This is a genomic window from Streptomyces sp. NPDC048211, assembly GCF_043202315.1.
Lineage (GTDB): Bacteria > Actinomycetota > Actinomycetes > Streptomycetales > Streptomycetaceae > Streptomyces.
In genome coordinates this window covers 541,501-561,912 of sequence record NZ_JBIDAD010000004.1, presented here as the reverse complement: position 1 = coordinate 561,912, position 20,412 = coordinate 541,501, and the positions used below count along the sequence as shown (strand labels likewise).

The window sequence follows — 20,412 nt, the reverse complement described above, 5'->3', positions numbered from 1 at the left end:
GCCCTCAGCCCTTGACGGCTCCGGCGGACATGCCGGTGACGAGGTGCTTCTGCGCGAACAGGAAGACCAGGGCCGCGGGTATCGCGATGAGCACGGACGCGGCGGTCATCGGACCCCACTGGGCCCCGTACTGGTTGACGAACAGCTGGAGTCCGCCCGCGAGCGTGAGGTTGTCCTCGCCGACCATGAAGGCGGAGGCGTACGCCACCTCGCCCCAGGCGGTGATGAAGGAGTAGAACGCGGTGACGGCGAGGCCCGGCTTGGCCAGCGGCAGGATGAGCCGCCAGAACGTGCCGAACGGGGTGAGGCCGTCGACCTGGCCCGACTCGTCGATCTCGCGCGGGATGGTGTCGAAGAAGCCCTTCATCATCCAGGCACAGAACGGCACCGAGATGGTGAGGTAGGTGATGACCAGACCGGCCGGCTTATTGAGCAGCCCCATCCCGGCCATGATGTTGTAGATCGGCACGATGAGGACGGCGACCGGGAACATCTGGGTGATCAGCAGCGTCCACATCAGTCCGCGCTTGCCGGGGAAGCGGAAGCGGCTGACCGCGTAGCCGGTGGAGGCGGAGACGATCACTCCGAGGAGCGTGGTGAGCCCCGCGACGACCACGGAGTTGCCGAACCAGGTCAGGAACTTCGTGTTCTGGAGCAGGTTCGTGTAGTTCTCGAAGGTCGTCTCTTTGAAGAAGTCCGTGGTGGTCGCGAACTCGGCGGGCTTCAGCGAGGTGAGCAGGACCCAGAGCACGGGGAAGACCGCGATCACGGACGCGACGATGAGCGTCAGGTGCAGTGCGGTGGAGGCCAGCGGAGAACGCTCGCCGCGCAGCCGGACCTTGGGCGCGGAGTGCCGCGCGCTGGGGGTGGGTGCGGTGGTGGTCACCAGTCGTCTCCCTGGGTGCGGAGGACTCGCCGGTACACGGCGGCGAAGAGCAGCAGGAGTACGAGGATCAGCACGCCCCACGTCGAGGACTGCGCGAAGTCGCGCGGGCTGATCTCGAAGGAGAACTTGTACGCCTGGGTGACCAGGATCTGGGTGGCGTCACCAGGTCCGCCGCGGGTCAGCAGGAAGATCACCGGGAACATGTTGAAGGTCCAGATGGTGGACAGCAGGATCACGGTCGTGGAGACCGGCCGCAGTCCGGGCAGCGTGATGTGGCGGAAGCGCTGCCAGGCGGTGGCGCCGTCCATCTCGGCGGCCTCGTAGTGCTCGGTGGGGATGGACTGCAGTCCGCCGAGGAGGGCGACCATCATGAACGGCACGCCGAGCCACACGTTGACGGCGATCACGGAGACCTTCGCCCAGGTGGGGTCGTCGAGCCAGGCGATGCCGTCGAAGCCGCCGCCGGAGAGGATCTTGTTGAGCAGGCCGCGGTCCTCGTTGTAGAGGAAGCGCCAGGCGAAGACGGAGACGAAGCCGGGGATGGCCCAGGGCAGGATGAGGGCCATCCGGTAGGCGGAGCGCCCGGCGATCCTGCGGTTGAGGATGTTGGCGAGCGCCATACCGAGGGCGAAGGTGATGGCCACACAGGAGACCGTCCACACCAGGGTCCACCCGAGCGTGCCGAGGAACTGGTCGCCGGTGAGCGCGTCCGCGTAGTTGTCCAGGCCCACGAACTCGTACGTGGCGGGCATGTGGTTGACACCGATGGACCGCGCGACGTTGCGCTCGTTGGCGTCGGTCAGCGACAGGTAGATGCCGCGGACCAGCGGATACCCGATGATCACGCCGATCACGACGACGACCGGGGCCACCATCGTCCAGGCGTACCAGTGCGTCGACAGAGCCCGCCGGAGCCTGCTCGGCGGCGGGGGGTTACCAGTACCGCGGCTCCGGCCGCGGGCGACGTCGTCGCCCGCGGCCTTCGCCACCGACTGGCTGGTGTGGACAGCCATCAGTCGGCCTGCCTTCCTGAGTTACTTCCAGCCCTTGAGGAGCTTGCGGTAGGAGTCGCCCGTCGTCTTGACGGCCTTCTCCGGGGAGGTCTGGCCGGTGAGGACCTTGGTGTACTCGGTGACGAGCGGCGCGAAGAGGCTGCCGGTCTCGGGGATCCAGGGGCGCTCGACGGCGCTCTCGACGACCGGCTTGAAGAAGCCGACGATCTCGTTGTCGACGACGGCCTCCTCGGCGTAGGCCGAGGTGCGGGTCGGCAGGAGGTTGAGCTCCTTGGTGACCTGGGCCTGCGTCTTGACGGAGGTCATGTAGTCGACGAAGGCGTAGGAGGCGTCGAGGTTCTTGGAACCGGCGTAGACAGCCAGGTTGTGGCCGCCCTGCGGGGCGCCCTGCGCGGCGGAGCCGGCCGGGACCGGGGCGACGCCCAGGTTCGCCTTGTCCTTGAACTCCTTGCCGGCGTACGTGTCGGCGACGGCCCACGGGCCGTTGATCATCATCGCGACGTCGCCGTCCTTGAAGGACGACTGCATGTTCTCCCAGCCGTCCGTCGCGTCGGTCTTCGCGGCGCCGGAGTCGACCAGGTCCTTGACGACCTTCATGGCCTTGACGCCGGCCGCGTCGTCGATGGTGACGGACTTGTCGGCGGCGTTGACCATGTCGCCGCCCTCGCCGTAGAGGAAGGACAGGAACCAGTACGCGTCGTCGCCGCGCAGGTAGAAGCCGGTCTTGCCGGTCTTTTCCTTGATCTTCTTCGAGACGGTCTTCAGCTCGTCGATCGACTTCGGAACCTCGACGCCGGCCTCCTTGAACATCTTCTTGTTGTAGAAGATGCCCATGGAGTCGATGACCTGCGGCACCGCGTACGTCTTGCCGTCGTACTTGGTGGACGCGGCGGCCTGCTTGAGGAAGTCGTCCTGCTTCACGAGGGCGGCGGTGCCGTCCAGCGGGGCGAGGTAGCCGAGGTCCGCGAACTCGGGGGTCCAGGCGACCTCGGAGCGGATCACGTCGGGGGCGCCGGAGCCGGACTGGGCGGCGTTCTTGAACTTGTTCTGGGCATCACCGAAGGGCACGTTGACGTACTTGACGTCGACCTTCGGGTGCTCCTTCTCGAAGCCCTCGGCGATCTTCCTGAAGACCTTGTCCTCGCTGCCCGCGGTGGAGGTGTCCCACCACGTCACGGTGCCGGAGAGCTCGCCCGAGCTCTTGGACGTGCCGTTGGAACTGTCGTCATCGCTGCCGCAGGCGGTCGCCGCGAGCGCCAGGGCCGCGACCAGGGCGGTGGCCGTTATGCCACGTCGCATCTGAACTCCTTCAACTGCCGTACCGCTCCGTCGCGGCGCCGGGTCGACGTGAACGTAACAAGGATGAAAGAAGGCCGAAAGAGTTTGCGGAAGATTTCTGCAAGCTCCGGCGATCGTTACATTCGCGTGTCCTCACGGTTGCCGTCAAGCCTCTTGACGGGAGGACCCGATCCCTGGCAGTAGCGGGCCACCACGGCCGATTCCGCAGTGCGACGATCTGACCGCAGCCCGCAATCCGGCCTCGCAAGACCTTGCAAGACGTTGCTACGAGGGGTGGGAGCCGTCGGCCGTCAGCCCTGCGCGCAGGGGCCCGCGCGGACGCTCTCGCCCGATTCCCGGCCATGGTGGGCAATCCGACCCACGCCCGGTACAGTCCAGTCCCATGACCGCACGGCTTGCCGATATCGCAACTCAGGCGGGGGTCAGCGAAGCGACGGTCAGCCGTGTACTGAACGGCAAGCCCGGTGTTGCCGCGACCACCCGCGAATCCGTCCTTGCCGCGCTCGACGTCCTCGGCTACGAACGGCCCGTACGACTGCGCCGCCGCAGCGCGGGTCTGGTCGGTCTGATCACGCCCGAGCTGGAGAACCCCATCTTCCCGGCGCTCGCCCAGGTCATCGGCCAGGCGCTGACGCGACAGGGGTACACCCCGGTGCTGGCGACCCAGACACCCGGCGGTTCCACCGAGGACGAGCTCACGGAGATGCTGGTCGACCGGGGCGTCTCCGGCATCATCTTCGTCTCCGGACTGCACGCCGACACCTCGGCCGACATGCAGCGCTACGAACAACTGCGCGCCCAGGGCGTCCCCTTCGTCCTGGTCAACGGCTTCTCCCCCAAGGTGCAGGCGCCGTTCATCTCACCGGACGACCGGGCCGCGATGCGGCTCGCCGTGACGCACCTGGTGTCGCTGGGCCACACCAGGATCGGCCTGGCGGTCGGCCCGAAGCGCTTCGTCCCCGTGCTCCGCAAGATCGAGGGCTTCCACGCCACGATGCAGGAGCAGTTGAACCTCACCGCGGACGAGGTCGAGGAACTGATCCAGCACTCCCTCTACACGCTGGAGGGCGGCCAGGCGGCCGCCTCGGCGCTGATGGAGCGGGGCTGCACGGCGGTGGTGTGCGCGAGCGACATGATGGCGCTCGGCGCGATCCGCGCCGCCCGCCGGCTCTCCCGGGACGTGCCGCGCGACCTCTCGGTGGTCGGCTACGACGACTCCCCGCTCATAGCGTTCACCGACCCGCCGCTGACCACGATCCGTCAGCCGGTGACGGCGATGGGCCAGGCCGCGGTGCGCACGCTCCTGGAGGAGATCGGCGGCACCCCCGCCCCGCACAGCGAGTTCGTCTTCATGCCGGAACTGGTCGTACGCGGCTCGACAGCGGCGGGACCCGGTCCCGGCGCGGCCTCCGCCGCCCCGGCTGTTCCAGGATCCCACGCACGTTCGTAAGCCGCAGGACGTGCAACCCGCTCCCCACCGGAGGATCATCGGGCGGAGGGGGCGAATCTGGCAGACTCTGTGCCTATGGGTGAATTGAGCGTGAAACCACAGGAAGGCCGTACGGCGGCCACCCCGTCACCCATCGTGAACGAGGCGGCTCCTGAGGCGAATGCGAAGCAGAACGGCGGAGCGAACCGGATCGGCAGACTGCTCGACCGGGGCCTGGCGGGCCTGCGTGCCCCACGGTCGCCCCGGCGACCACGCCTCTGGTTCGAAATCCTGCTGATCGCGGTCAGTTACTGGCTGTACTCCCTGGTGCGCAACGCCGTCCCCGAGCAGAAGGCGGCGGCCCTGTCCAACGCCGACTGGCTCTGGTCGGTCGAGCGGTTCATGGGCATCGCCGTGGAGCAGTCGGTCAATCACGCGGTCAACTCGGTGACATGGCTGATCGTGTCGATGAACTACTACTACGCGACCTTGCACTTCGTCGTCACCATCGGTGTGCTCGTATGGCTGTTCCGCCGCCATCCCGGCCGCTACGCACCGGCCCGCCTGGCGCTGTTCGCGACCACGGCGGTGGCCCTGCTCGGCTACTACCTGTACCCGTTGGCCCCGCCCCGGCTGATGAACGGCGGCAACTTCATCGACACCGTCATGGTCCACCAGACGTGGGGCTCGATGGCTTCGGGCAACTTCAAACAGATGTCGAACCAGTACGCGGCGATGCCGTCGATGCACATCGGCTGGTCGCTCTGGTGCGGCCTGACCGTCTTCGCGCTGGCCTCCGCCCCGTGGGCGCGCATCCTGGGCCTGCTCTACCCGACGGTGACCCTGATGGTGATCGTGTCGACCGCGAACCACTTCTGGCTGGACGCGGTGGGCGGTATGGCGTGCCTGGCCTTCGGTTACGCGGTGTCGTACGCCTGGTACGGGGCGCTGCCGCACCACCTGCCGAAGCTGATTCCCCCGAAACGCACCCGCCGGCCGCGCCTGGCCGCGGTGACGAGGCGCCGCACGGGCCGGCTCAAGAGCCACCCGGCCGCTTCCAGCCCTTCCGGCGACTGAGGTACGGGCCGGATTCAAGCCCTTCCGGCGACCGAGCGGACTGAGTAGCGGGGCCCGGGGCGGCCGCCCCGAAACGCCCCACCAGGGCCCCTCACGCCCCGTAGAACCGCTCCTCCACCACCGCCCGGGCCCGCCGCGTGATCCGCCGATAGTCGTCGAGCATGTCCCCGACGTGCCCCGGCTCGTACCCCAGGTACCGTCCCACCGCGGTCAGCTCCCGCGGCCCGGAGGGGAACGTGTCGGCCGGCCGGCCGCGCACCAGCATCACCGCGTTGCGGACCCGTGTCGCCAGCACCCACGCCTCGTCCAGCGTCTGCGCGTCCTCCCCGGAGATCAGCTCCGCCGCACACGCCGCCGCCAGCGCCTCCCTCGTACGGGTGGTCCGCAGCCCCGGCTCCGCCCAGCCGTGCTGCATCTGCATCAGCTGGACCGTCCACTCCACATCGCTCAGTCCGCCGCGGCCCAGCTTGGTGTGGAGGGTCGCGTCCGCGCCGCGCGGCATCCGCTCGGACTCCATCCGGGCCTTCAGCCGCCGGATCTCCCGGACCGCGTCCTCCCCGAGCCCCTCCACGGGGTACCTCAGCGGGTCGATGAGTTCGATGAAGTCGCGGCCCAGATCGCTGTCGCCCGCCATCGGCTGGGCGCGCAGCAGTGCCTGGCTCTCCCAGACGAGCGACCAGCGCCGGTAGTACGCCTCGTACGACTTCAGCGTGCGCACCAACGGGCCGCTCTTGCCCTCGGGGCGCAGGTCCGCGTCGATGAGCAGGGGCGGATCGGCGGTGGGCAGCTGGAGCAGCCTGCGCATCTCGGCGACGACCCGGTTCGCGGCCCGGCCGGCCTCCTGCTCGTCGACGCCCTCCCGGGGCGCGTGCACGAACAGGACGTCCGCGTCGGAGCCGTAGCCGAGCTCGTGGCCGCCGAAGCGGCCCATGCCGATCACCGCGAACCGGGTGGGCAGGGTGTCGCCCCACTCCGCGCGGACGGCGGCGCGCAGCGCGCCGGCGATCGTGACGGCGTTCAGATCGGTGACGGCGCTGCCGACCCGGTCGACGAGCGCCCCGGGGTCGGGTTCGGCCGGGCTGTCCTCGGTGCCGTAGGAGCCGATGAGGTCCGCGGCCGTCGTACGGAACAGTTCCCGCCGGCGCACTCCGCGGACCACCGCCACCGCCGATTCGGCGTCCTCGGCCCGCCCCACCGCAGCCAGCACCTCCTGCTCCAGAGCGTCCCGGCTGCGCGGGTTCAGCCCCTGCGGGTCACCGAGGATCGCCACCGCCTCGGGGGCGCGCAGCAGCAGGTCGGGGGCGAGCCGGCCGGCGGACAGCACCCGGGCGAGGTTCTCGGCCGCCGCGCCCTCGTCCCGCAGGAGCCGCAGGTACCAGGGGGTCTTGCCGAGCGCGTCGGACACCTTGCGGAAGCCGAGCAGTCCGGCGTCCGGGTCGGCCGAGTCCGCGAACCAGCCGAGCAGCACCGGCAGCAGCGTGCGCTGGATGGCGGCCTTGCGCGACACCCCGGAGGACAGCGCCTCCAGATGCCGCAGGGCGGCGGCCGGGTCCTCGTATCCGAGGGCTTCGAGGCGGTGCGCGGCGGCCTTGGCGCTGAGGCGGGACTCGCCGGGTGCGAGCTGGGCGACGGCATCGAGCAGCGGCCGGTAGAACAGCTTCTCGTGCAGCCGCCGCACCACGGACGCATGCCGCTTCCACGCCTGGTTCAGCTCGGCGATGGGGTCGGTACGCAGGCCGAGGGAGCGTCCGAGCCGCCGCAGGTCCGGCTCGTCCACCGGGACCAGGTGGGTACGGCGCAGCCGGTAGAGCTGGATGCGGTGCTCCATGGTGCGCAGGAAGCGGTAGGCGTCGTCCAGCTGGGCGGCGTCCACCCGCCCCACGTATCCGCCCCGGGCGAGCGCGCCCAGGGCCTCCAGCGTGGATCCGCTGCGCAGGGAGGGGTCGTTGCGGCCGTGGACGAGCTGGAGCAGCTGGACGGCGAACTCGACGTCCCGCAGTCCGCCGGGACCGAGCTTGATCTCGCGGTCGACCCGGTCGGCGGGGATGGTGTCGACGACGCGGCGCCGCATCTTCTGCACGTCGGGCACGAAGTTCTCGCGGTCGGCGGCCTGCCAGACGAGCGGCGAGACGGCCTCCACGTACTCGGCGCCCAGCTCGGGGTCACCGGCCACCGGCCGGGCCTTGAGGAGTGCCTGGAACTCCCAGGTCTTGGCCCAGCGCTGGTAGTAGGCGAGGTGCGAGCTGAGTGTGCGCACGAGGGGCCCGTTGCGGCCTTCCGGCCGGAGATTGGCGTCGACGGGCCAGATGGTGCCCTCGACGGTCGTGTCGGAGCAGATCCGCATCATGTGCGCGGCCAGCCGGGTGGCGGCCCGCATGGCCTCGCTCTCCCCGGCGCCGTCGGTGTGGTCGGCGGGCTCCGCCACGAAGATGACGTCGACGTCGGAGACGTAGTTCAGCTCGTGTCCGCCGCACTTGCCCATCGCGACGACGGCGAGCCGGCACTGCGCGGCGTCGGCGGGCGTGGCCGTCCGCGCGATGGCGAGCGCGGCCCGGAGCGTCGCGGTGGCCAGGTCGGCCAGCTCGGCGGCGGTCTCGGCGACGTCCGTCGTCCCGCACACGTCGCGTGCCGCTATCGACAACAGGCACCTGCGGTAGGCGACGCGCAGGGAGTCAGGATCGGCGGCGCCGGCCAGTTCGCTCTCGAACTCGGGCACCCCGGGGTGCAGGTCGGCCGCTTCGTACGTGACGAGGGCCTGCCAGTCGCGCGGATGCCGGGCCAGGTGGTCGCCGAGCGCCTCCGATGCCCCGAGCACCCCGAGGAGCCGGTCCCGCAGGGGTTTGGCGGTGACGAGCGTGTCCAGCAGGATCTGCCGTTCGTCGGCCTCCTCGGCCTCGACGAGCCGGACGACCCCGCGCAGCGCCAGATCGGGGTCGGCGGTGGCCCCCAGTGCGTCGAGGAGGACGGGGTCGGTGCGTACGGAGGACAGTTCCGGCAGGTCCAGGAGCCGCTCGGCGGCCGACGGATCGGTGAATCCGTGCCGCAGCAGCCGGGTGAACGTACTGCTCCTGCGCCCTGGCAACGTCGTCATTCCGCGCTCTCCTGCCCGCCGCCCGATCACCACCGGTTCTACGAGCTTAGTCCGCCCCTCGGGTGCCGGTCGGTTCCGGTCCCGCACCGATGAGTTCGGAGCGGGTGCGCAGTCCGTACTCCGTAGGCAGGATCGTTTCCAGACCCGACCGAAAGGCCCGGCCATGTCCCCGTCCGAACCCGTCGCCGAGCTGGACCCGCGTTACAGCAGCCCCGGCGCGGGGCCGAGCCCCTGGGCCGGCGCGCAGCGGCTGCTGTCCGAGGCCGAGCTGTACTGGCTGAGCACCGTCCGCCCGGACGGCCGCCCGCACGTCACCCCCCTGATCGGTGTCTGGTGGCAGGGCGCGCTGCACTTCTGTACGGGCTCCGAGGAGCGCAAGGCCCGCAATCTGGCGGCCAACGACGAGGTGGTCCTGACGACCGGAAGCAATGCCTGGTCCGAGGGGCTCGATGTGGTGGTCGAGGGCCGGGCCGAGCGGGTGACCGACGCGGACAGGCTGGCCGGCCTCGCGAAGGCGTGGGAGGAGAAGTACGGCACGGACTGGCGCTTCGACGTGGCGGACGGCGCGTTCGTCGGCGCCCAGGGCAACCGGGCCGAGGTCTTCGCGGTGCCCCCGCGGACGGTCTTCGGCTTCGGCAAGGGCGACCCGTTCACCCAGACCCGGTGGCGCTTCGCCTGAGCGCCCGCCCCCGAACGGGCCCGGCGCGCGGGCCCGTTCGGGATGCTCAGGGTGCGGGCAGGGTCCCGATGACGACGGTGGCGTACAGCTCCTCGGAGGTGACGACCCGTGGGACGAGCCCGCTGCCGCCCACGGCCTCCTCGGCCCGTGCCGCCTGGCGCTCGCTGGTCTCGACCAGCAGGCTGCCGCCCGGGGCGAGCCACCGTGGCGCCTCGGTGGCCACCCGGCGCATCACATCGAGGCCGTCGCCGCCTCCGTCGAGGGCGACGAGCGGTTCGTGGACGCGCGCCTCGGCGGGGAGCAGGGCGATATCGCCCGTCGGTACGTACGGCACGTTGGCGAGGAGTACGTCGACGCGTCCGCGCAGGGAGCCGGGCAGGGGGGCGAAGAGGTCGCCCTCGTAGACCCGGCCCAGGCCGCCGACGTTGCGCCGGGCGCAGCGCACCGCCGCGGGCTCCACATCGGCGGCGTGGAGCTCGACGTCGTCCAGCAGGGCGGCGAGTGCGGCGCCGAGCGCCCCCGAGCCGCAGCAGAGGTCGACCACGACGGCCCGGCCCGGCGCCAGTTCCGCGGCCTGGCGGATCAGGAACTCGGTGCGGCGGCGGGGGACGAAGACCCCGGGGTCCACGGCGATGCGCAGACCGCTGAACTCGGCCCAGCCGAGGACGTGTTCCAGCGGGTGACCGGTGACACGGCGTTCCACCATGGCGGTGAGTTCGGCGGGCCCGGCCGCGGTGGCGGCGATCAGGTCCGCCTCGTCCTCGGCGAATACGCAGCCGGCGGAGCGGAGGGTGGTGACGAGGGAGGAGAGAGCGAGCGGTGACAGTGGGACCGGCATGGAGCGGAGCCTTTCGGAGAAACGCCGATGGGTGCTCCGCGGCCGGTTACGTCCGGTCGGCCACGCGATCAAGTGAGGCGAGCACCCAGCCTGAAACAGCGGTAATGGGTCCCACCTCCTTCGGTACGTCCCCGTGCGGGGATGCGAAATACTACCTCAGCCCGGCTGCGCACCCGCCCCGCCCGGGCTCAGCGCTTTCGGGGCAGGTGGTCGTTGCCGCCGTCCAGGAAGCGGTTGTGGACGGCGATCGAGGTGTTGGCCGCCCGGATGTTGCGGATCTCCGCGCTGTGGTGGCGCTCGATCTGCTGGCCGTCGAAGTTCTCCGTGCGGTGTCGCCGTTCCTTGAGCATCAGCTTCGCGATCAGGAAGACGATCGTGAAGAGCAGCAGTCCGAGCAGCACGAGAACCTCGGTCATCGTCCATCCCCCGTCAATGGCCGGCGCCTGCCTGTCCAGCAGCCGTGCGGTCATTATCGGCGGCCGGTCAGGAAACATCCACCGCGCTCGCACAGGCCGGTCCTGCCCCGTCCGGGCGTTCCGGCCGCGGATAATGGATCGCATGGAGCGCGCTGTGGGACTGCGGGAACGCAAGAAGGAAGCCACCCGGCAGGCCGTGCACGAAGCGGCCTTGCGGCTGACCGTCGAGCACGGCTTCGACCAGCTGACGGTGGAGGCGGTGGCCGACGCGGCCGGGATCTCCCGCAGAACGTTCTCCAACTACTTCGCGGGCAAGGAGGACGCTCTGCTGCACGGCGAGGAGCAGCAGATCAGGGAGTTGGTACGGGCGGTGCGCGAGCGGCCCGCCGAGGAGGGCGCCTGGACGGCGCTGCGCGCGGCGGTGACCCGGTTCGCGGAGCGCGTCTCCCCTCCGGAGCGCGAATGGGCGGTGCGCACCCGGCTCGCGATGGGCCATCCCTCCCTCCTGGCGCGCCAGTTGGCCAACCATGCCGCGATGGAGCGGGATTTGGCGGACGCGGTGGCGGCCCGCCGGTCCCCGGTCCGCCCCCTGGTCCTCGCGGCGGCGTTCCTCTCCGCGCTGCGGATCGCGATGCGGATGTGGATCGAGGAGGACCTGGCCCGGGAGCCCGTCGAGGTGATCGACGAGATCCTGGACGAGATGGGGCGGGGCTTCGGCTGAGACGGGTGGCCACCCGCCTCAGTCCTCCACCTCCGTCGGCACGCAGAGCACCGGCACGGTCGACAGGTGGAGGAGCTTGTGCGGGGTGGAGCCGAGCAGCGCCCCGCGGATGGGGCTCTCGCCCCAGCTGCCCACCACGATGACCCGGGCCGCGTGCCGTGCTGCGGCCTCGATCAGGGCCTGTGCCGGACTGCGGTCGATCACCTCGACGGTGGCCGGCACCCCCGCTTCCTCGGCCGAGGCGAGCGCCCGCTCCAGGCCCGAGCGGCCGGCCTGGCGGACCGCCTCGTAATGGGCCCGGTACTCCTCGCCGACGGGGCCGGGCGGCGCCGCCCCGTAGACCAGGACCAGCGGCTCGCCGTACGCGGCGGCCACCTCGACGGCGATGTGGAGGGCGCGCGCGGCCCCGGGTGACTCGTCGTAGCCGAGGACCACGGACATCTCAGGACTCCTTGCCGTGCACGAGGCCGGGGTCGACCACACCGCGGCGCTCGGCCCAGAAGCGGGGTGACCGGAACCGCCACACCACCATGAGCACCACACCGATCAGGCTGATGCAGATGCCGATGACGAGGGGCGGACCGAGACCGAACCACGACGTGCCGCTGTAGGAGTTCGCCGGGTCCGACATGTCGATGACGGACCGTACGAGCAGCCAGGTCAGCAGGCCGGCCCCGACCACCGGGCCGAGGCCGATGAGCAGGAAGCTCCGTACGCTCACGGTGAGGTGGTGGCGGTAGTAGACCGCGCAGGCGACCCCGGTCAGCGCGTAGTAGAAGGCGATGAGCAGGGAAAGCGCCGTCAGTGAGTCGAACAGGGCGTTCTCGCTGATCTGGTTGACGACGAGGTACCAGGCGATGGCGATGGCGGCCACCCACCACGTGCTCACGTCGGGCGTCCGGAACCGCGGACTGATCCGGGCGAAGTGCGCCGGCAGCGCATGCCTGCGAGCCATCGACAGCGCGGTGCGGGAGGCGGGGATGATGGTGGTCTGGGTCGAGGCGAGCGCGGACGTCGAGACCGCGAGCAGCACGACCCAGTCCCAGCCGCCCATGACCTCGCGGGCGAGCAGGGCGAAGATGAACTCCTCCTCGTCGGCGTTCTCGGCCAGGTACGCCGTTCCGGCGAACGCGACGACGGCGAAGCCGACGGACAGGTACGTCACCAGAAGGATGACGGTCGACCACACGCCCGCCTTGCCGGGGGCGGTCGCGGAGTCCTCGACCTCCTCGGTGAGGTTGACGGCCGATTCCCAGCCCCAGTAGATGAACACGCCCAGCAGCAGGCCGCTGGTGAGGGCCGCGCCGCCCGCCCCGAAGGGGTTGAGCCACGCGGCCGAGGGATGGATGGAGTCGAACGATGTCGTGCCCGCGTAGACGCGGTACAGCGCGACGATCACGAAGACGATGAGGAAGGCCACCTGCGCCAGGATCAGCACGTTCTGCACCTTGGCCGACAGCTCGGTGCCGATGACGCACAAGCCCGTCATCACCAGGATCAGGATCACGGTGAGCAGCTGGCGGACGAAGGTGTTGTCGGCCCAGCTGTCGAGTCCGACCGCCATCAGGCCGAAGCTGACGGCGACGTCGGCGAGGGAGCCCACGACGAGCACGCCGGTCATCGTGATGGCCCATCCCCCCAGCCACCCGGTCCACGGCCCCATGGCCCGGGTCACCCAGGAGAACGTCGTCCCGCAGTCCTGATCGACCTTGTTCAGGTAGTAGAAGGCCGAGGCGATGAAGAGCATCGGCACGAAGGAGGCGAAGAGCACTCCGGGTGCGTAGATGCCGACGAGCGCGACGATGGGCCCGATGACGGCCGCCACGGAGTAGGCCGGCGACGTGGCGTTCAGTCCGATGACGAGCGCGTCGACGAAGCCGATCGCGTTGGCCTTCAGTGTCGCCGGCCGCTCCGGTCCGGCAAGGTCCTCTGCCATGTGCCCTCGCTACGGTCACGGGCCCGGGAAGGAAGCGAAATGGGCCGTTTTGCATGCTATTGAGACGATTCGGGTGACGCACATCCGCCGCGCGCACATGGCCCAGCGGATGTACGCACCACGGGTCACTGCTCGCGGATGCCCCACGGGGCGCCGTACTCGGTCAGCAGGTCGAGGAACGGCCGCGGGGGCAGGGCCTCGGGCCCCAGCACCCCGGTGCCGCCCCATACACCGCCCGCGAGGAGTTCGAGGGCGGCCACGGGATTGATCGCGGTCTGCCAGACGACGGCCTGGGAGCCGTACTCCCGCATCGACCACTGGTTGTCGACGACGTGGTAGAGGTACACCTCCCGGGGCCGGCCGTCCTTGACGCCCTTCACCCAGGTTCCCGCGCACGTCTTGCCGTGCATCCGGTCGCCGAGTCCGGCGGGGTCGGGCAGACAGGCGGCGACCACGTCGCGGGGCGAGACCGCGGCCTGCCCCGAGCCGCTCTTCACGGACACGGGTTCGGTCCGGTCGAGTCCGAGCATGTGGAGCGTCCGGAGCACCCCGATGAACTCGTCGCCGAGCCCGTACTTGAAGGTGACCTTCCGGGCCTTCAGCCACCGCGGGACGAGCAGCACCTCCTCGTGCTCCACGTTGACGCACTCCACGGGCCCGATGCCTTCGGGGAAGTCGAAGACCTCCGGCTCGCTGAAGGGGGCCGTGGTGTACCAGCCCCGCTCCTGCTCGTACACGACCGGTGGGTTCAGGCATTCCTCGATGGTCGTCCAGATACTGAAGGACGGCGCGAAGTCATACCCGTCCACGGTCAGGTTCGCTCCGTCACGGATCCCGATCTCGTCGATCTCGTCGAAGAGCTCGTCGGAGGCGTACCGGGCGAACACATCGGACAGACCGGGCTCCACGCCCATGCCCACGAGAGCGAGCAGCCCGGCGGCCTCCCAGTCCGCGGCGCGTTCGAACTGCGCGTCCCCGAGCTTGACCCCGCACTCCTCGTACGGACGGGTCGGATGGGGCCGGGACAGGGACATGGCCATGTCGAGGTAGTGGGCGCCGTGGGCGAGGGCCGCCTCGAACAGCGGCAGCACGAAACGGGGGTCGGTGGCGTTGAGCAGGACGTCGCAGCGGTGCTCACCGAGCGCTTCCCGTACCGCTGCCCGGTCCGAGGCGTCCAGCCGGACGGCGCTGAACCGGTCCCGCCGCTCCCCCAGGGCCGCGACGGCGCTCTCGGCCCGTCCGAGGTCGTAGTCGGCGACCGTCATGTGCGCGAAGAACGGCCGGCGGGCCGCGATCCGCGTGATCGCCGTGCCCACACCTCCCGCTCCGACCAGGAGGACACGCATGGGGACACCACTCCTTCTCCGTGACACCGGGGCATCACCGGGTCGGCCGTCCGATCCGGTGGAGGGCGGACGCTAACAGCCGAAGGGCCCGGGGACGCGCGACCGGCCGGGCGGTGTCCGGAACACCGCACCGCTGGAGCCGCTCAGCGCGCCTCCTCCTCGATCAGCGGGCAGCGGGTCCGCGTGTAGATGGTGGGCATGCAGCGATTGCAGTGGATGCACTCCGAGCGGGTGGCGGTGTCGCGCCCGACGCGGTGCAGCAGGTCGGGCTCGCGCAGCAGGGCACGGGCCATCGCGACGAACTCGAAGCCCTCCGCCATGGCGCGGTCCATGCCCTGCCGGTCGGTGATCCCGCCGAGCAGGATCAGTGGCAGCTCCAGCGCGGCGCGGAACTGCCGGGCGGTCTCCAGCAGATACAGCGGCTGGTACGGGTACGTACGGAAGAAGGCGCTGCCCACCGCCCTGATGGCGAGGCGCTGCGGAAGCGGGAAGTTCGCCGCGAACTCCGCGACGGGGGCGTCGCCGCGGAACAGGTACATCGGGTTCAACAGCGAACTTCCGGCGGTCAGTTCGAGCGCGTCGACGCTGCCGTCCGCCTCCAGCCAGCGCGCGACCTGGAGGCTGTCGTCGACGGTGAGTCCGCCGGGCGCACCGTCCTTCATGTTGAGCTTGGCGGTGATGGCGATCCGGTCGCCCAGCGCCTCGCGCACCGCACGCGTGACACCCAGCGCCACGGCGGCACGGGCGCGCAGCGAGCCGCCGAAGGCGTCGGTGCGGCGGTTCAGCCGGGGGCTGAGGAAGGCGCTGGCCAGGTAGTTGTGGCCGAGGTGGATCTCCACGGCGTCGAACCCGGCCTCGGCCGCCAGCAGGGCCGCCTCGGCGTGGGCCTTGATGACCCGGTCGATGTCCTCGGCGGTGGCCGCCCTGTTGCGCCGCATGCTCAGCGCGTTGAACCCCGCCATCGGGGCGAGGGAGGCCAGCCCGTTGGACCGGCCGTCGGCCACCGGGCCCGCGTGGCCCAGCTGTGCGCTGACGGCGGCGCCGGTGTCGTGCACGGCCTCCGTCAGCCTCCGCAGCCCCGGCAGCGCCTCGGGCCGCATCCACAGCTGCCGCCGCTCGGTACGCCCCTCCGGTGCCACGGCGCAGTAGGCGACGGTGGTCATGGCGACCCCGCCCGCGGCAGGGCGCAGGTGGTAGTCGATGAGCTCCTGGGTGACCAGTGCGTCGGGGGTCGCCCCCTCGAAGGTCGCGGCCTTGATGACCCTGTTGCGCAGCCTGAGCGGCCCGAGCCGGGCCGGTGCCAGTACATCCGGGGCGCCCTGGGGCCCCTGTCCCGTCGAGCCAGATCTTCCCGGTCCGTCCACCATGGCGCGGAGCATGACAGAGACATGACGAATAGTCAGTACGCATGCGCACGCTGCGGCCGTCGGCCCGTCCGGCATCCGCCCGTACCCGCCTCCGGCGTGACAGCGGAAGACCGGAGCGACGACGCCTCAGTACGCGTTCTCACGGAGCCCGGCACAAGGGCGCCCACCAAGGAATTACGGGACAGCCCTCAACTGTATTCGAACCAGGTCAGAATGGCCTTCACGCGCCGATTGTCCTCGTGCGGGGGCATGCCGAGCTTGACGAAGACATTCGCCACATGTTTGCTCACGGAAGCGCCCGAAAGAAAGAGTGCCGCCGCGATTTCCGCGTTGGAACGCCCCTCGGCCATCAGGGCGAGCACTTCCCGTTCCCGAGCGGTGAGCCGGGCCAGCGGCCCCTGCGGCGACTCCGCGCGGGTGACGTGGCGCACCACCTCGGGGTCGATCACGACACCGCCTCCGGAGACCGTCTCGACAGCACGCAGGAAGTCGGCGACTCTGCCCACCTTTTCCTTGAGCAGATATCCGACGGCTCCGTCGGCACCCGGACCGTTCAGAAGTTCCCGCACATAAGGGCCCGTGACATAGGCGGAAAGCACCAGAACGGGCAGATCCCGATGACGCGACCGCAGATCGATAGCGGCACGGAGTCCGTCGTCCGTGTTCTTGGGGGGCATGCGAACATCCGTGATCACCATGTCCGGGGCGGCGCCTGTACGCACCAGATCATCGACGGCGGCGACCAGTTCATTGGCGTCTTCGCACTCGCGGATCACCTCGTGATCGTGCGAGGTGAGGATTTCCCGGATTCCGGCACGTATCAGCACGCTGTCGTCCGCCAGAACCATTCTCATGGACTCAGCCTACCGGCTCGTACCCATCGCCCCTCTCACCATGCGGGGTGACTGGGGGCGGTCGCCACGACCTCTGTCCCGCCGCCCACGGGGCTGAGAATTTCCAGATCGCCGCCGACACTTCGCATCCGTTCACGCAGTCCGGCAAGGCCGGAACCCGCGTCGAAGCGCGCACCTCCCGCGCCGTCGTCGCGCACGCTCACACGTACACCTGCTTCGGCGCATCGCAGCTCGATCCGGGCGCTGTCCGCACCCGCGTGCTTCGCGATGTTCGTCAGGGCCTCGGACACCGTGAAGTACACGGCCGTCGCGGTCGGTGGCGAAAGATGCGTGTCATCACCGGTGCCGGTCAGCTCGACCCGGAGCGCAGACCGCGCGGCCAGCTCCCGGACGGCGACGATGAGGCCGAGGTCGCTCAGTTCACGGGGGTGGATCTCGCGCACCGTTTCCCGCAGCCGCTCAAGCGCGCGCTCCGCGTGCTCCTGGGCCTGACGCGCCAGCCGCACGATGCGGTCCGGGTCGGCGGCCGCCGTCCCGGGGGTGGCCGCGGCCTCCAGCATGCCCAGACGCATGACGAGGGCGACGAGCTCCTGCTGGGCACCATCGTGCAGATCGCGCTCGATCCGCTGCCGTTCGAATTCGAAAGCCGCCGTCAGCGAAGCCCGGCTGCTGCGGAGCTCTTCCAGTTTCGCGAGCAGATCCGGATTCCGGCTTCCGGAAAAGGCACGCAGGGCGAAATCCCGAATCAGCGATACGCCGGTCAGCACACCTGCGGTGACCACGCCGAGAGCAACTCCCGCAGGCATCGCCAGCAGGGATTCCCGCACGGATTTCGGTGTGAACGGCCCGACCTGCGCGGCAACGTCGAACAACCAGAAAACGGGAGAGAAGAGCAGCGCGGCGGCGCCGATGAATCCGAAGAAGGACACGATCAGCGACAGCGCGGAAAGAATCACGGCGGAGATCAAGACCGGAAGGTCGGTCCGCCACAGTGACCGCGAGCGGACCCGGCGTGCCGCCCATTGTGCCCGGCTGAGAGCGGCCGGCCTCAGGGGCATCGTTCCGACGCCGCACCACCGGGCTCTCGAACGGTCCGCCTCCGCCACCACCGGGGCCGAGACCGGTGCAAGGAAAACGGAGATCAGCAGAACCGGGAAAGCCATGGCTGCGATGGATTCCGTCAACACCCTCCGGACCATATGAAGCTGTGCCATGGACGGCATTCTCGCATGTGCCGGATCACCCGAAGGTAGACCTGGGTCTACCTTCCTGTAGTGCGGGAACCCGTGTGGCTCCGGTCCCGCACTGTTTAGCTGGAAGCATGCCTTTTCCCGCCACCTCTTCCGCACCGAGTATTCGTTTGCGCGGTCTTCGGATGGACTTCCCGGTCCCCGGCCGCCGACGCGAGACGACGCGTGTCCTGCACGATATCGACCTGGACGTTCCCGAAGCGCGGCTGACCGCCGTCGTCGGGCCCTCCGGGTCGGGAAAGTCGCTCCTCCTGCTGTGCACGGCCGGTCTGGAGCAGGCGACGGCGGGTTCCATCGAGATCCTCGGAACGGACGTCCTGTCGCTCAGCCCGCGCAAGCGGGCCTCGTTCCGCAGCGAGAACGTCGGCTTCATCTTCCAGGAGTACAACCTCGTCAGTTCGCTGACGGTCGAGGACAACATCGCGCTGCCCGCACGGCTCGCCGGCCACCGGGTGCCGAAGGCGCGGGTCGGTGAAGCCATGGCGAGGCTCGGCATCGCCCAGCACGCGCGGCAGCGGCCCGACCGGCTCTCCGGCGGAGAACGCCAGCGCGTCGCGGTGGCCCGCGTCGTCGCGAATCAGCCGCGGGTCGTCTTCGCCGACGAGCCGACCGGTGCGCTCGACCTCAAGTCGGGTCATGTGGTGCTCGATTGGCTGCAGGCACTTCCCGCGCAGGGAACCACGGTCCTCATGGTCACGCACGACCCCCATGCGGCCGCCCGTGCCGACCGGGTCGTGGTGATGGGGTCCGGGCGGGTGCACGCCGTGCTTCCCGGCGGCGACCCGCACGCGGTGGGCGACGCCGTCCTGACGGCGCGGGCCGAGGACGAAGCGGGTGAGCAGGCGTCGTGATGCGACTCGTTCTCGCGGACGTACGCGCGCGGGCATCCATGTGGTGGTGGACGCTCCTGTGCGCGGCGATCGGCGCAGCGTGCTCGGCGGGCTCGGTCATCGCCCTGTTCGCCGCCGTCTCGGCGGCCCGGGCGGCCGGTGACGCGCGGATGGTCTCCGCTTCGGTGGCGCTCGGCGGCAACATCGTCTTCTTCACCGTGCTGGCCGCCGTGGGCATCGTCGCCTCCACGGTCGGACTGACGCTGGTGACCCAGCGGCGCGAGCACGCCCTGTGGGTGATTCTCGGGATCCCGCGCGACCGGGTCAGGCTCGTGCTGCGTACGGAACTGTTCGTGCTGGGCGCGCTGGCCGGCGCGTTGGCGGTACCGCTGGCCCCTCTGGTGGCGGGCGTCGCCCTCCGGCAGTGGACGGCGACGGGGCTGGACCTGCACGGAGCGACGGCCGGATTCCGGCTCTGGCACGTCGGCGCGAGCGTGCTGGCCGGAGTGGCCCCGTGTCTGCTCGGCGGCTGGGGAGTCACCCGCCGTGCCGCCAGGGAACCGGAGATGCGCGCCTTCCGGGACCTCTCCGACGCGCCGGAGCGCCCCGGTGCCGCCCGCTCCGTCCTGGCCTTCTGTCTCCTGGCCGGTGTGGTCGGGATGTGGATCCCCGGGCTGGGGCTCGAACTCGACGGCGGCGTCGAGCAGCGGACGGCCTTCGCCTTCGCCGGCAGTCTCTTCCTCATCTGCCTGCTGCTGCTGATGGGTCCGTGGGTACTCACGCCCCTGATGAAGTGCTGGACCGCACTCGTGCCGTCGCGCGGCGTCGCCTGGCACCTCGCCGTGCATGCGTGCCGGGCCCGCGCGGCACGGAGCGTCACCACGATCCTGCCGTTCGCGCTCTCCCTGTCGTTCGTCGGGCTCTTCATGGTGATGGGGAACGCCATGCCCGAAAGCACCGCCGGACTGGACGACGTCCTGGTCGTGCTGGGCTGGGTCTTCGTCGTGTCCTGGGTCGGCGGCCTCGCCGTGATCGCCCTGGTCGGGCGGGAACGCTCACGGGACGCCGCCGTCGTGACGGTCGCGGGGGCGCGGCCCGGTGTGCTCACACGGTCGACGATCTATGAGGGAGTGATCTACGCGGGGACGGCGATCGTCTTCGGTGCACTCTCGATCGCGGTGACGAGCGCCGCCATCGCCACGGGGGCCAGGACCGGCGCCGTCGGCCTCCTGACCGGCCTCCCCTGGGCGACCCTCGGCGCACTCGCCGCCGTGACCCTCGTGACCACATGCCTCGCTCTGGCCTTCCAGGCTGTCCGCGTGGCGCGTACGGCCCCCGCCCGAGCCCTGCACTCGCACCCCTGAACCTGACCATCCCCCC

At 70.3% G+C, this 20,412-nt stretch carries 18 protein-coding genes; 6 read left to right on the top strand and 12 right to left on the bottom strand.

Annotated elements, in window-relative coordinates; translation table 11 throughout:
* Positions 1-4 precede the first annotated feature (4 nt).
* From ACGFZA_RS18825 to ACGFZA_RS18815, 3 genes are read right to left on the bottom strand one after another with little or no spacing between them, the layout of a single operon-like run.
* Positions 5-886, bottom strand: coding sequence for a sugar ABC transporter permease (locus tag ACGFZA_RS18825; protein WP_385280412.1), 882 nt, complete (start codon positions 884-886; stop codon positions 5-7).
* Positions 883-1,899 carry a carbohydrate ABC transporter permease gene (locus ACGFZA_RS18820; RefSeq protein WP_393680326.1) on the bottom strand — a complete coding sequence of 339 codons (1,017 nt, stop codon included), beginning with the start codon at positions 1,897-1,899 and terminating at the stop codon, positions 883-885. The genes ACGFZA_RS18825 and ACGFZA_RS18820 overlap by 4 nt, the downstream gene beginning before the upstream one ends.
* A 21-nt stretch (positions 1,900-1,920) precedes the next feature.
* The gene (locus ACGFZA_RS18815) at positions 1,921-3,198 is read right to left on the bottom strand and encodes an extracellular solute-binding protein (protein ID WP_393680324.1); all 1,278 of its coding nucleotides are present in this window, start codon (positions 3,196-3,198) and stop codon (positions 1,921-1,923) included.
* 382 nt (positions 3,199-3,580) lie between these two features.
* Between ACGFZA_RS18815 and ACGFZA_RS18810 the strand changes: the two genes are divergently transcribed.
* Together ACGFZA_RS18810 and ACGFZA_RS18805 are read left to right on the top strand one after the other, a co-directional pair.
* Entirely contained in the window at positions 3,581-4,648 is a 1,068-nt protein-coding gene (locus ACGFZA_RS18810; RefSeq protein WP_385280418.1) for a LacI family DNA-binding transcriptional regulator, read from the top strand.
* A gap of 135 nt (positions 4,649-4,783) precedes the next feature.
* On the top strand, positions 4,784-5,704 hold the full coding sequence (locus tag ACGFZA_RS18805) for a phosphatase PAP2 family protein (protein ID WP_393680526.1): 921 nt from the start codon (positions 4,784-4,786) through the stop codon (positions 5,702-5,704).
* A 91-nt stretch (positions 5,705-5,795) separates the two neighbouring features.
* Here ACGFZA_RS18805 and ACGFZA_RS18800 read toward each other — a convergent pair whose 3' ends face one another.
* The gene (locus ACGFZA_RS18800) at positions 5,796-8,795 is read right to left on the bottom strand and encodes a bifunctional [glutamine synthetase] adenylyltransferase/[glutamine synthetase]-adenylyl-L-tyrosine phosphorylase (protein ID WP_393680321.1); all 3,000 of its coding nucleotides are present in this window, start codon (positions 8,793-8,795) and stop codon (positions 5,796-5,798) included.
* A 163-nt stretch (positions 8,796-8,958) separates the two neighbouring features.
* On the opposite strand from ACGFZA_RS18800, the gene ACGFZA_RS18795 reads away from it, so the two are divergent.
* Complete coding sequence (locus tag ACGFZA_RS18795) at positions 8,959-9,474, top strand: pyridoxamine 5'-phosphate oxidase family protein (protein ID WP_393680319.1); 516 nt, start codon at positions 8,959-8,961, stop codon at positions 9,472-9,474.
* Positions 9,475-9,520: 46 nt separating this feature from the next.
* Here the strand turns inward: ACGFZA_RS18795 and ACGFZA_RS18790 are convergent, their stop codons facing one another.
* Positions 9,521-10,312 carry a putative protein N(5)-glutamine methyltransferase gene (locus tag ACGFZA_RS18790; protein WP_385280427.1) on the bottom strand — a complete coding sequence of 264 codons (792 nt, stop codon included), beginning with the start codon at positions 10,310-10,312 and terminating at the stop codon, positions 9,521-9,523.
* Between the two features lie 188 nt (positions 10,313-10,500).
* Positions 10,501-10,728: a hypothetical protein gene (locus tag ACGFZA_RS18785; RefSeq protein WP_385280429.1), complete on the bottom strand. Its 228-nt coding sequence runs from the start codon at positions 10,726-10,728 to the stop codon at positions 10,501-10,503.
* A gap of 142 nt (positions 10,729-10,870) precedes the next feature.
* Between ACGFZA_RS18785 and ACGFZA_RS18780 the strand changes: the two genes are divergently transcribed.
* The gene (locus ACGFZA_RS18780; RefSeq protein WP_385280431.1) at positions 10,871-11,449 is read left to right on the top strand and encodes a TetR family transcriptional regulator; all 579 of its coding nucleotides are present in this window, start codon (positions 10,871-10,873) and stop codon (positions 11,447-11,449) included.
* An 18-nt stretch (positions 11,450-11,467) separates the two neighbouring features.
* Here ACGFZA_RS18780 and ACGFZA_RS18775 read toward each other — a convergent pair whose 3' ends face one another.
* From ACGFZA_RS18775 to ACGFZA_RS18750, 6 genes are all read right to left on the bottom strand, one after another.
* Positions 11,468-11,890, bottom strand: coding sequence for a universal stress protein (locus tag ACGFZA_RS18775; protein WP_393680316.1), 423 nt, complete (start codon positions 11,888-11,890; stop codon positions 11,468-11,470).
* 1 nt (position 11,891) lies between these two features.
* On the bottom strand, positions 11,892-13,385 hold the full coding sequence (locus ACGFZA_RS18770; protein ID WP_385280436.1) for an APC family permease: 1,494 nt from the start codon (positions 13,383-13,385) through the stop codon (positions 11,892-11,894).
* A 125-nt stretch (positions 13,386-13,510) separates the two neighbouring features.
* Positions 13,511-14,731 carry a saccharopine dehydrogenase family protein gene (locus ACGFZA_RS18765; protein ID WP_393680314.1) on the bottom strand — a complete coding sequence of 407 codons (1,221 nt, stop codon included), beginning with the start codon at positions 14,729-14,731 and terminating at the stop codon, positions 13,511-13,513.
* Positions 14,732-14,874: 143 nt separating this feature from the next.
* Complete coding sequence (locus ACGFZA_RS18760; protein WP_393680312.1) at positions 14,875-16,098, bottom strand: NADH:flavin oxidoreductase; 1,224 nt, start codon at positions 16,096-16,098, stop codon at positions 14,875-14,877.
* A 188-nt stretch (positions 16,099-16,286) separates the two neighbouring features.
* On the bottom strand, positions 16,287-16,952 hold the full coding sequence (locus tag ACGFZA_RS18755) for a LuxR C-terminal-related transcriptional regulator (protein ID WP_385280445.1): 666 nt from the start codon (positions 16,950-16,952) through the stop codon (positions 16,287-16,289).
* 35 nt (positions 16,953-16,987) lie between these two features.
* Positions 16,988-18,166: a sensor histidine kinase gene (locus tag ACGFZA_RS18750; RefSeq protein WP_393680309.1), complete on the bottom strand. Its 1,179-nt coding sequence runs from the start codon at positions 18,164-18,166 to the stop codon at positions 16,988-16,990.
* Positions 18,167-18,327: 161 nt separating this feature from the next.
* Here ACGFZA_RS18750 and ACGFZA_RS18745 point away from each other — a divergent pair, with 161 nt between their 5' ends.
* The gene (locus tag ACGFZA_RS18745; protein ID WP_393680307.1) at positions 18,328-19,053 is read left to right on the top strand and encodes an ABC transporter ATP-binding protein; all 726 of its coding nucleotides are present in this window, start codon (positions 18,328-18,330) and stop codon (positions 19,051-19,053) included.
* A complete protein-coding gene (locus tag ACGFZA_RS18740) occupies positions 19,053-20,396 on the top strand; it encodes an FtsX-like permease family protein (protein ID WP_393680305.1) in 1,344 nt (447 codons plus the stop codon). Before ACGFZA_RS18745 ends, ACGFZA_RS18740 begins: the two co-directional genes overlap by 1 nt.
* Positions 20,397-20,412: the final 16 nt, after the last annotated feature.

Bases quoted from the DNA above. Each gene is read 5' to 3' on its own strand.
- ACGFZA_RS18820 (WP_393680326.1), bottom strand. From the start codon at position 1,899: ATGGCTGTCCACACCAGCCAGTCGGTGGCGAAGGCCGCGGGCGACGAC.
- ACGFZA_RS18815 (WP_393680324.1), bottom strand. From the start codon at position 3,198: ATGCGACGTGGCATAACGGCCACCGCCCTGGTCGCGGCCCTGGCGCTC.
- ACGFZA_RS18810 (WP_385280418.1), top strand. From the start codon at position 3,581: ATGACCGCACGGCTTGCCGATATCGCAACTCAGGCGGGGGTCAGCGAA.
- ACGFZA_RS18800 (WP_393680321.1), bottom strand. From the start codon at position 8,795: ATGACGACGTTGCCAGGGCGCAGGAGCAGTACGTTCACCCGGCTGCTG.
- ACGFZA_RS18795 (WP_393680319.1), top strand. From the start codon at position 8,959: ATGTCCCCGTCCGAACCCGTCGCCGAGCTGGACCCGCGTTACAGCAGC.
- ACGFZA_RS18790 (WP_385280427.1), bottom strand. From the start codon at position 10,312: ATGCCGGTCCCACTGTCACCGCTCGCTCTCTCCTCCCTCGTCACCACC.
- ACGFZA_RS18785 (WP_385280429.1), bottom strand. From the start codon at position 10,728: ATGACCGAGGTTCTCGTGCTGCTCGGACTGCTGCTCTTCACGATCGTC.
- ACGFZA_RS18780 (WP_385280431.1), top strand. From the start codon at position 10,871: ATGGAGCGCGCTGTGGGACTGCGGGAACGCAAGAAGGAAGCCACCCGG.
- ACGFZA_RS18775 (WP_393680316.1), bottom strand. From the start codon at position 11,890: ATGTCCGTGGTCCTCGGCTACGACGAGTCACCCGGGGCCGCGCGCGCC.
- ACGFZA_RS18770 (WP_385280436.1), bottom strand. From the start codon at position 13,385: ATGGCAGAGGACCTTGCCGGACCGGAGCGGCCGGCGACACTGAAGGCC.
- ACGFZA_RS18765 (WP_393680314.1), bottom strand. From the start codon at position 14,731: ATGCGTGTCCTCCTGGTCGGAGCGGGAGGTGTGGGCACGGCGATCACG.
- ACGFZA_RS18760 (WP_393680312.1), bottom strand. From the start codon at position 16,098: ATGGTGGACGGACCGGGAAGATCTGGCTCGACGGGACAGGGGCCCCAG.
- ACGFZA_RS18755 (WP_385280445.1), bottom strand. From the start codon at position 16,952: ATGAGAATGGTTCTGGCGGACGACAGCGTGCTGATACGTGCCGGAATC.
- ACGFZA_RS18750 (WP_393680309.1), bottom strand. From the start codon at position 18,166: ATGGCACAGCTTCATATGGTCCGGAGGGTGTTGACGGAATCCATCGCA.
- ACGFZA_RS18745 (WP_393680307.1), top strand. From the start codon at position 18,328: ATGGACTTCCCGGTCCCCGGCCGCCGACGCGAGACGACGCGTGTCCTG.
- ACGFZA_RS18740 (WP_393680305.1), top strand. From the start codon at position 19,053: ATGCGACTCGTTCTCGCGGACGTACGCGCGCGGGCATCCATGTGGTGG.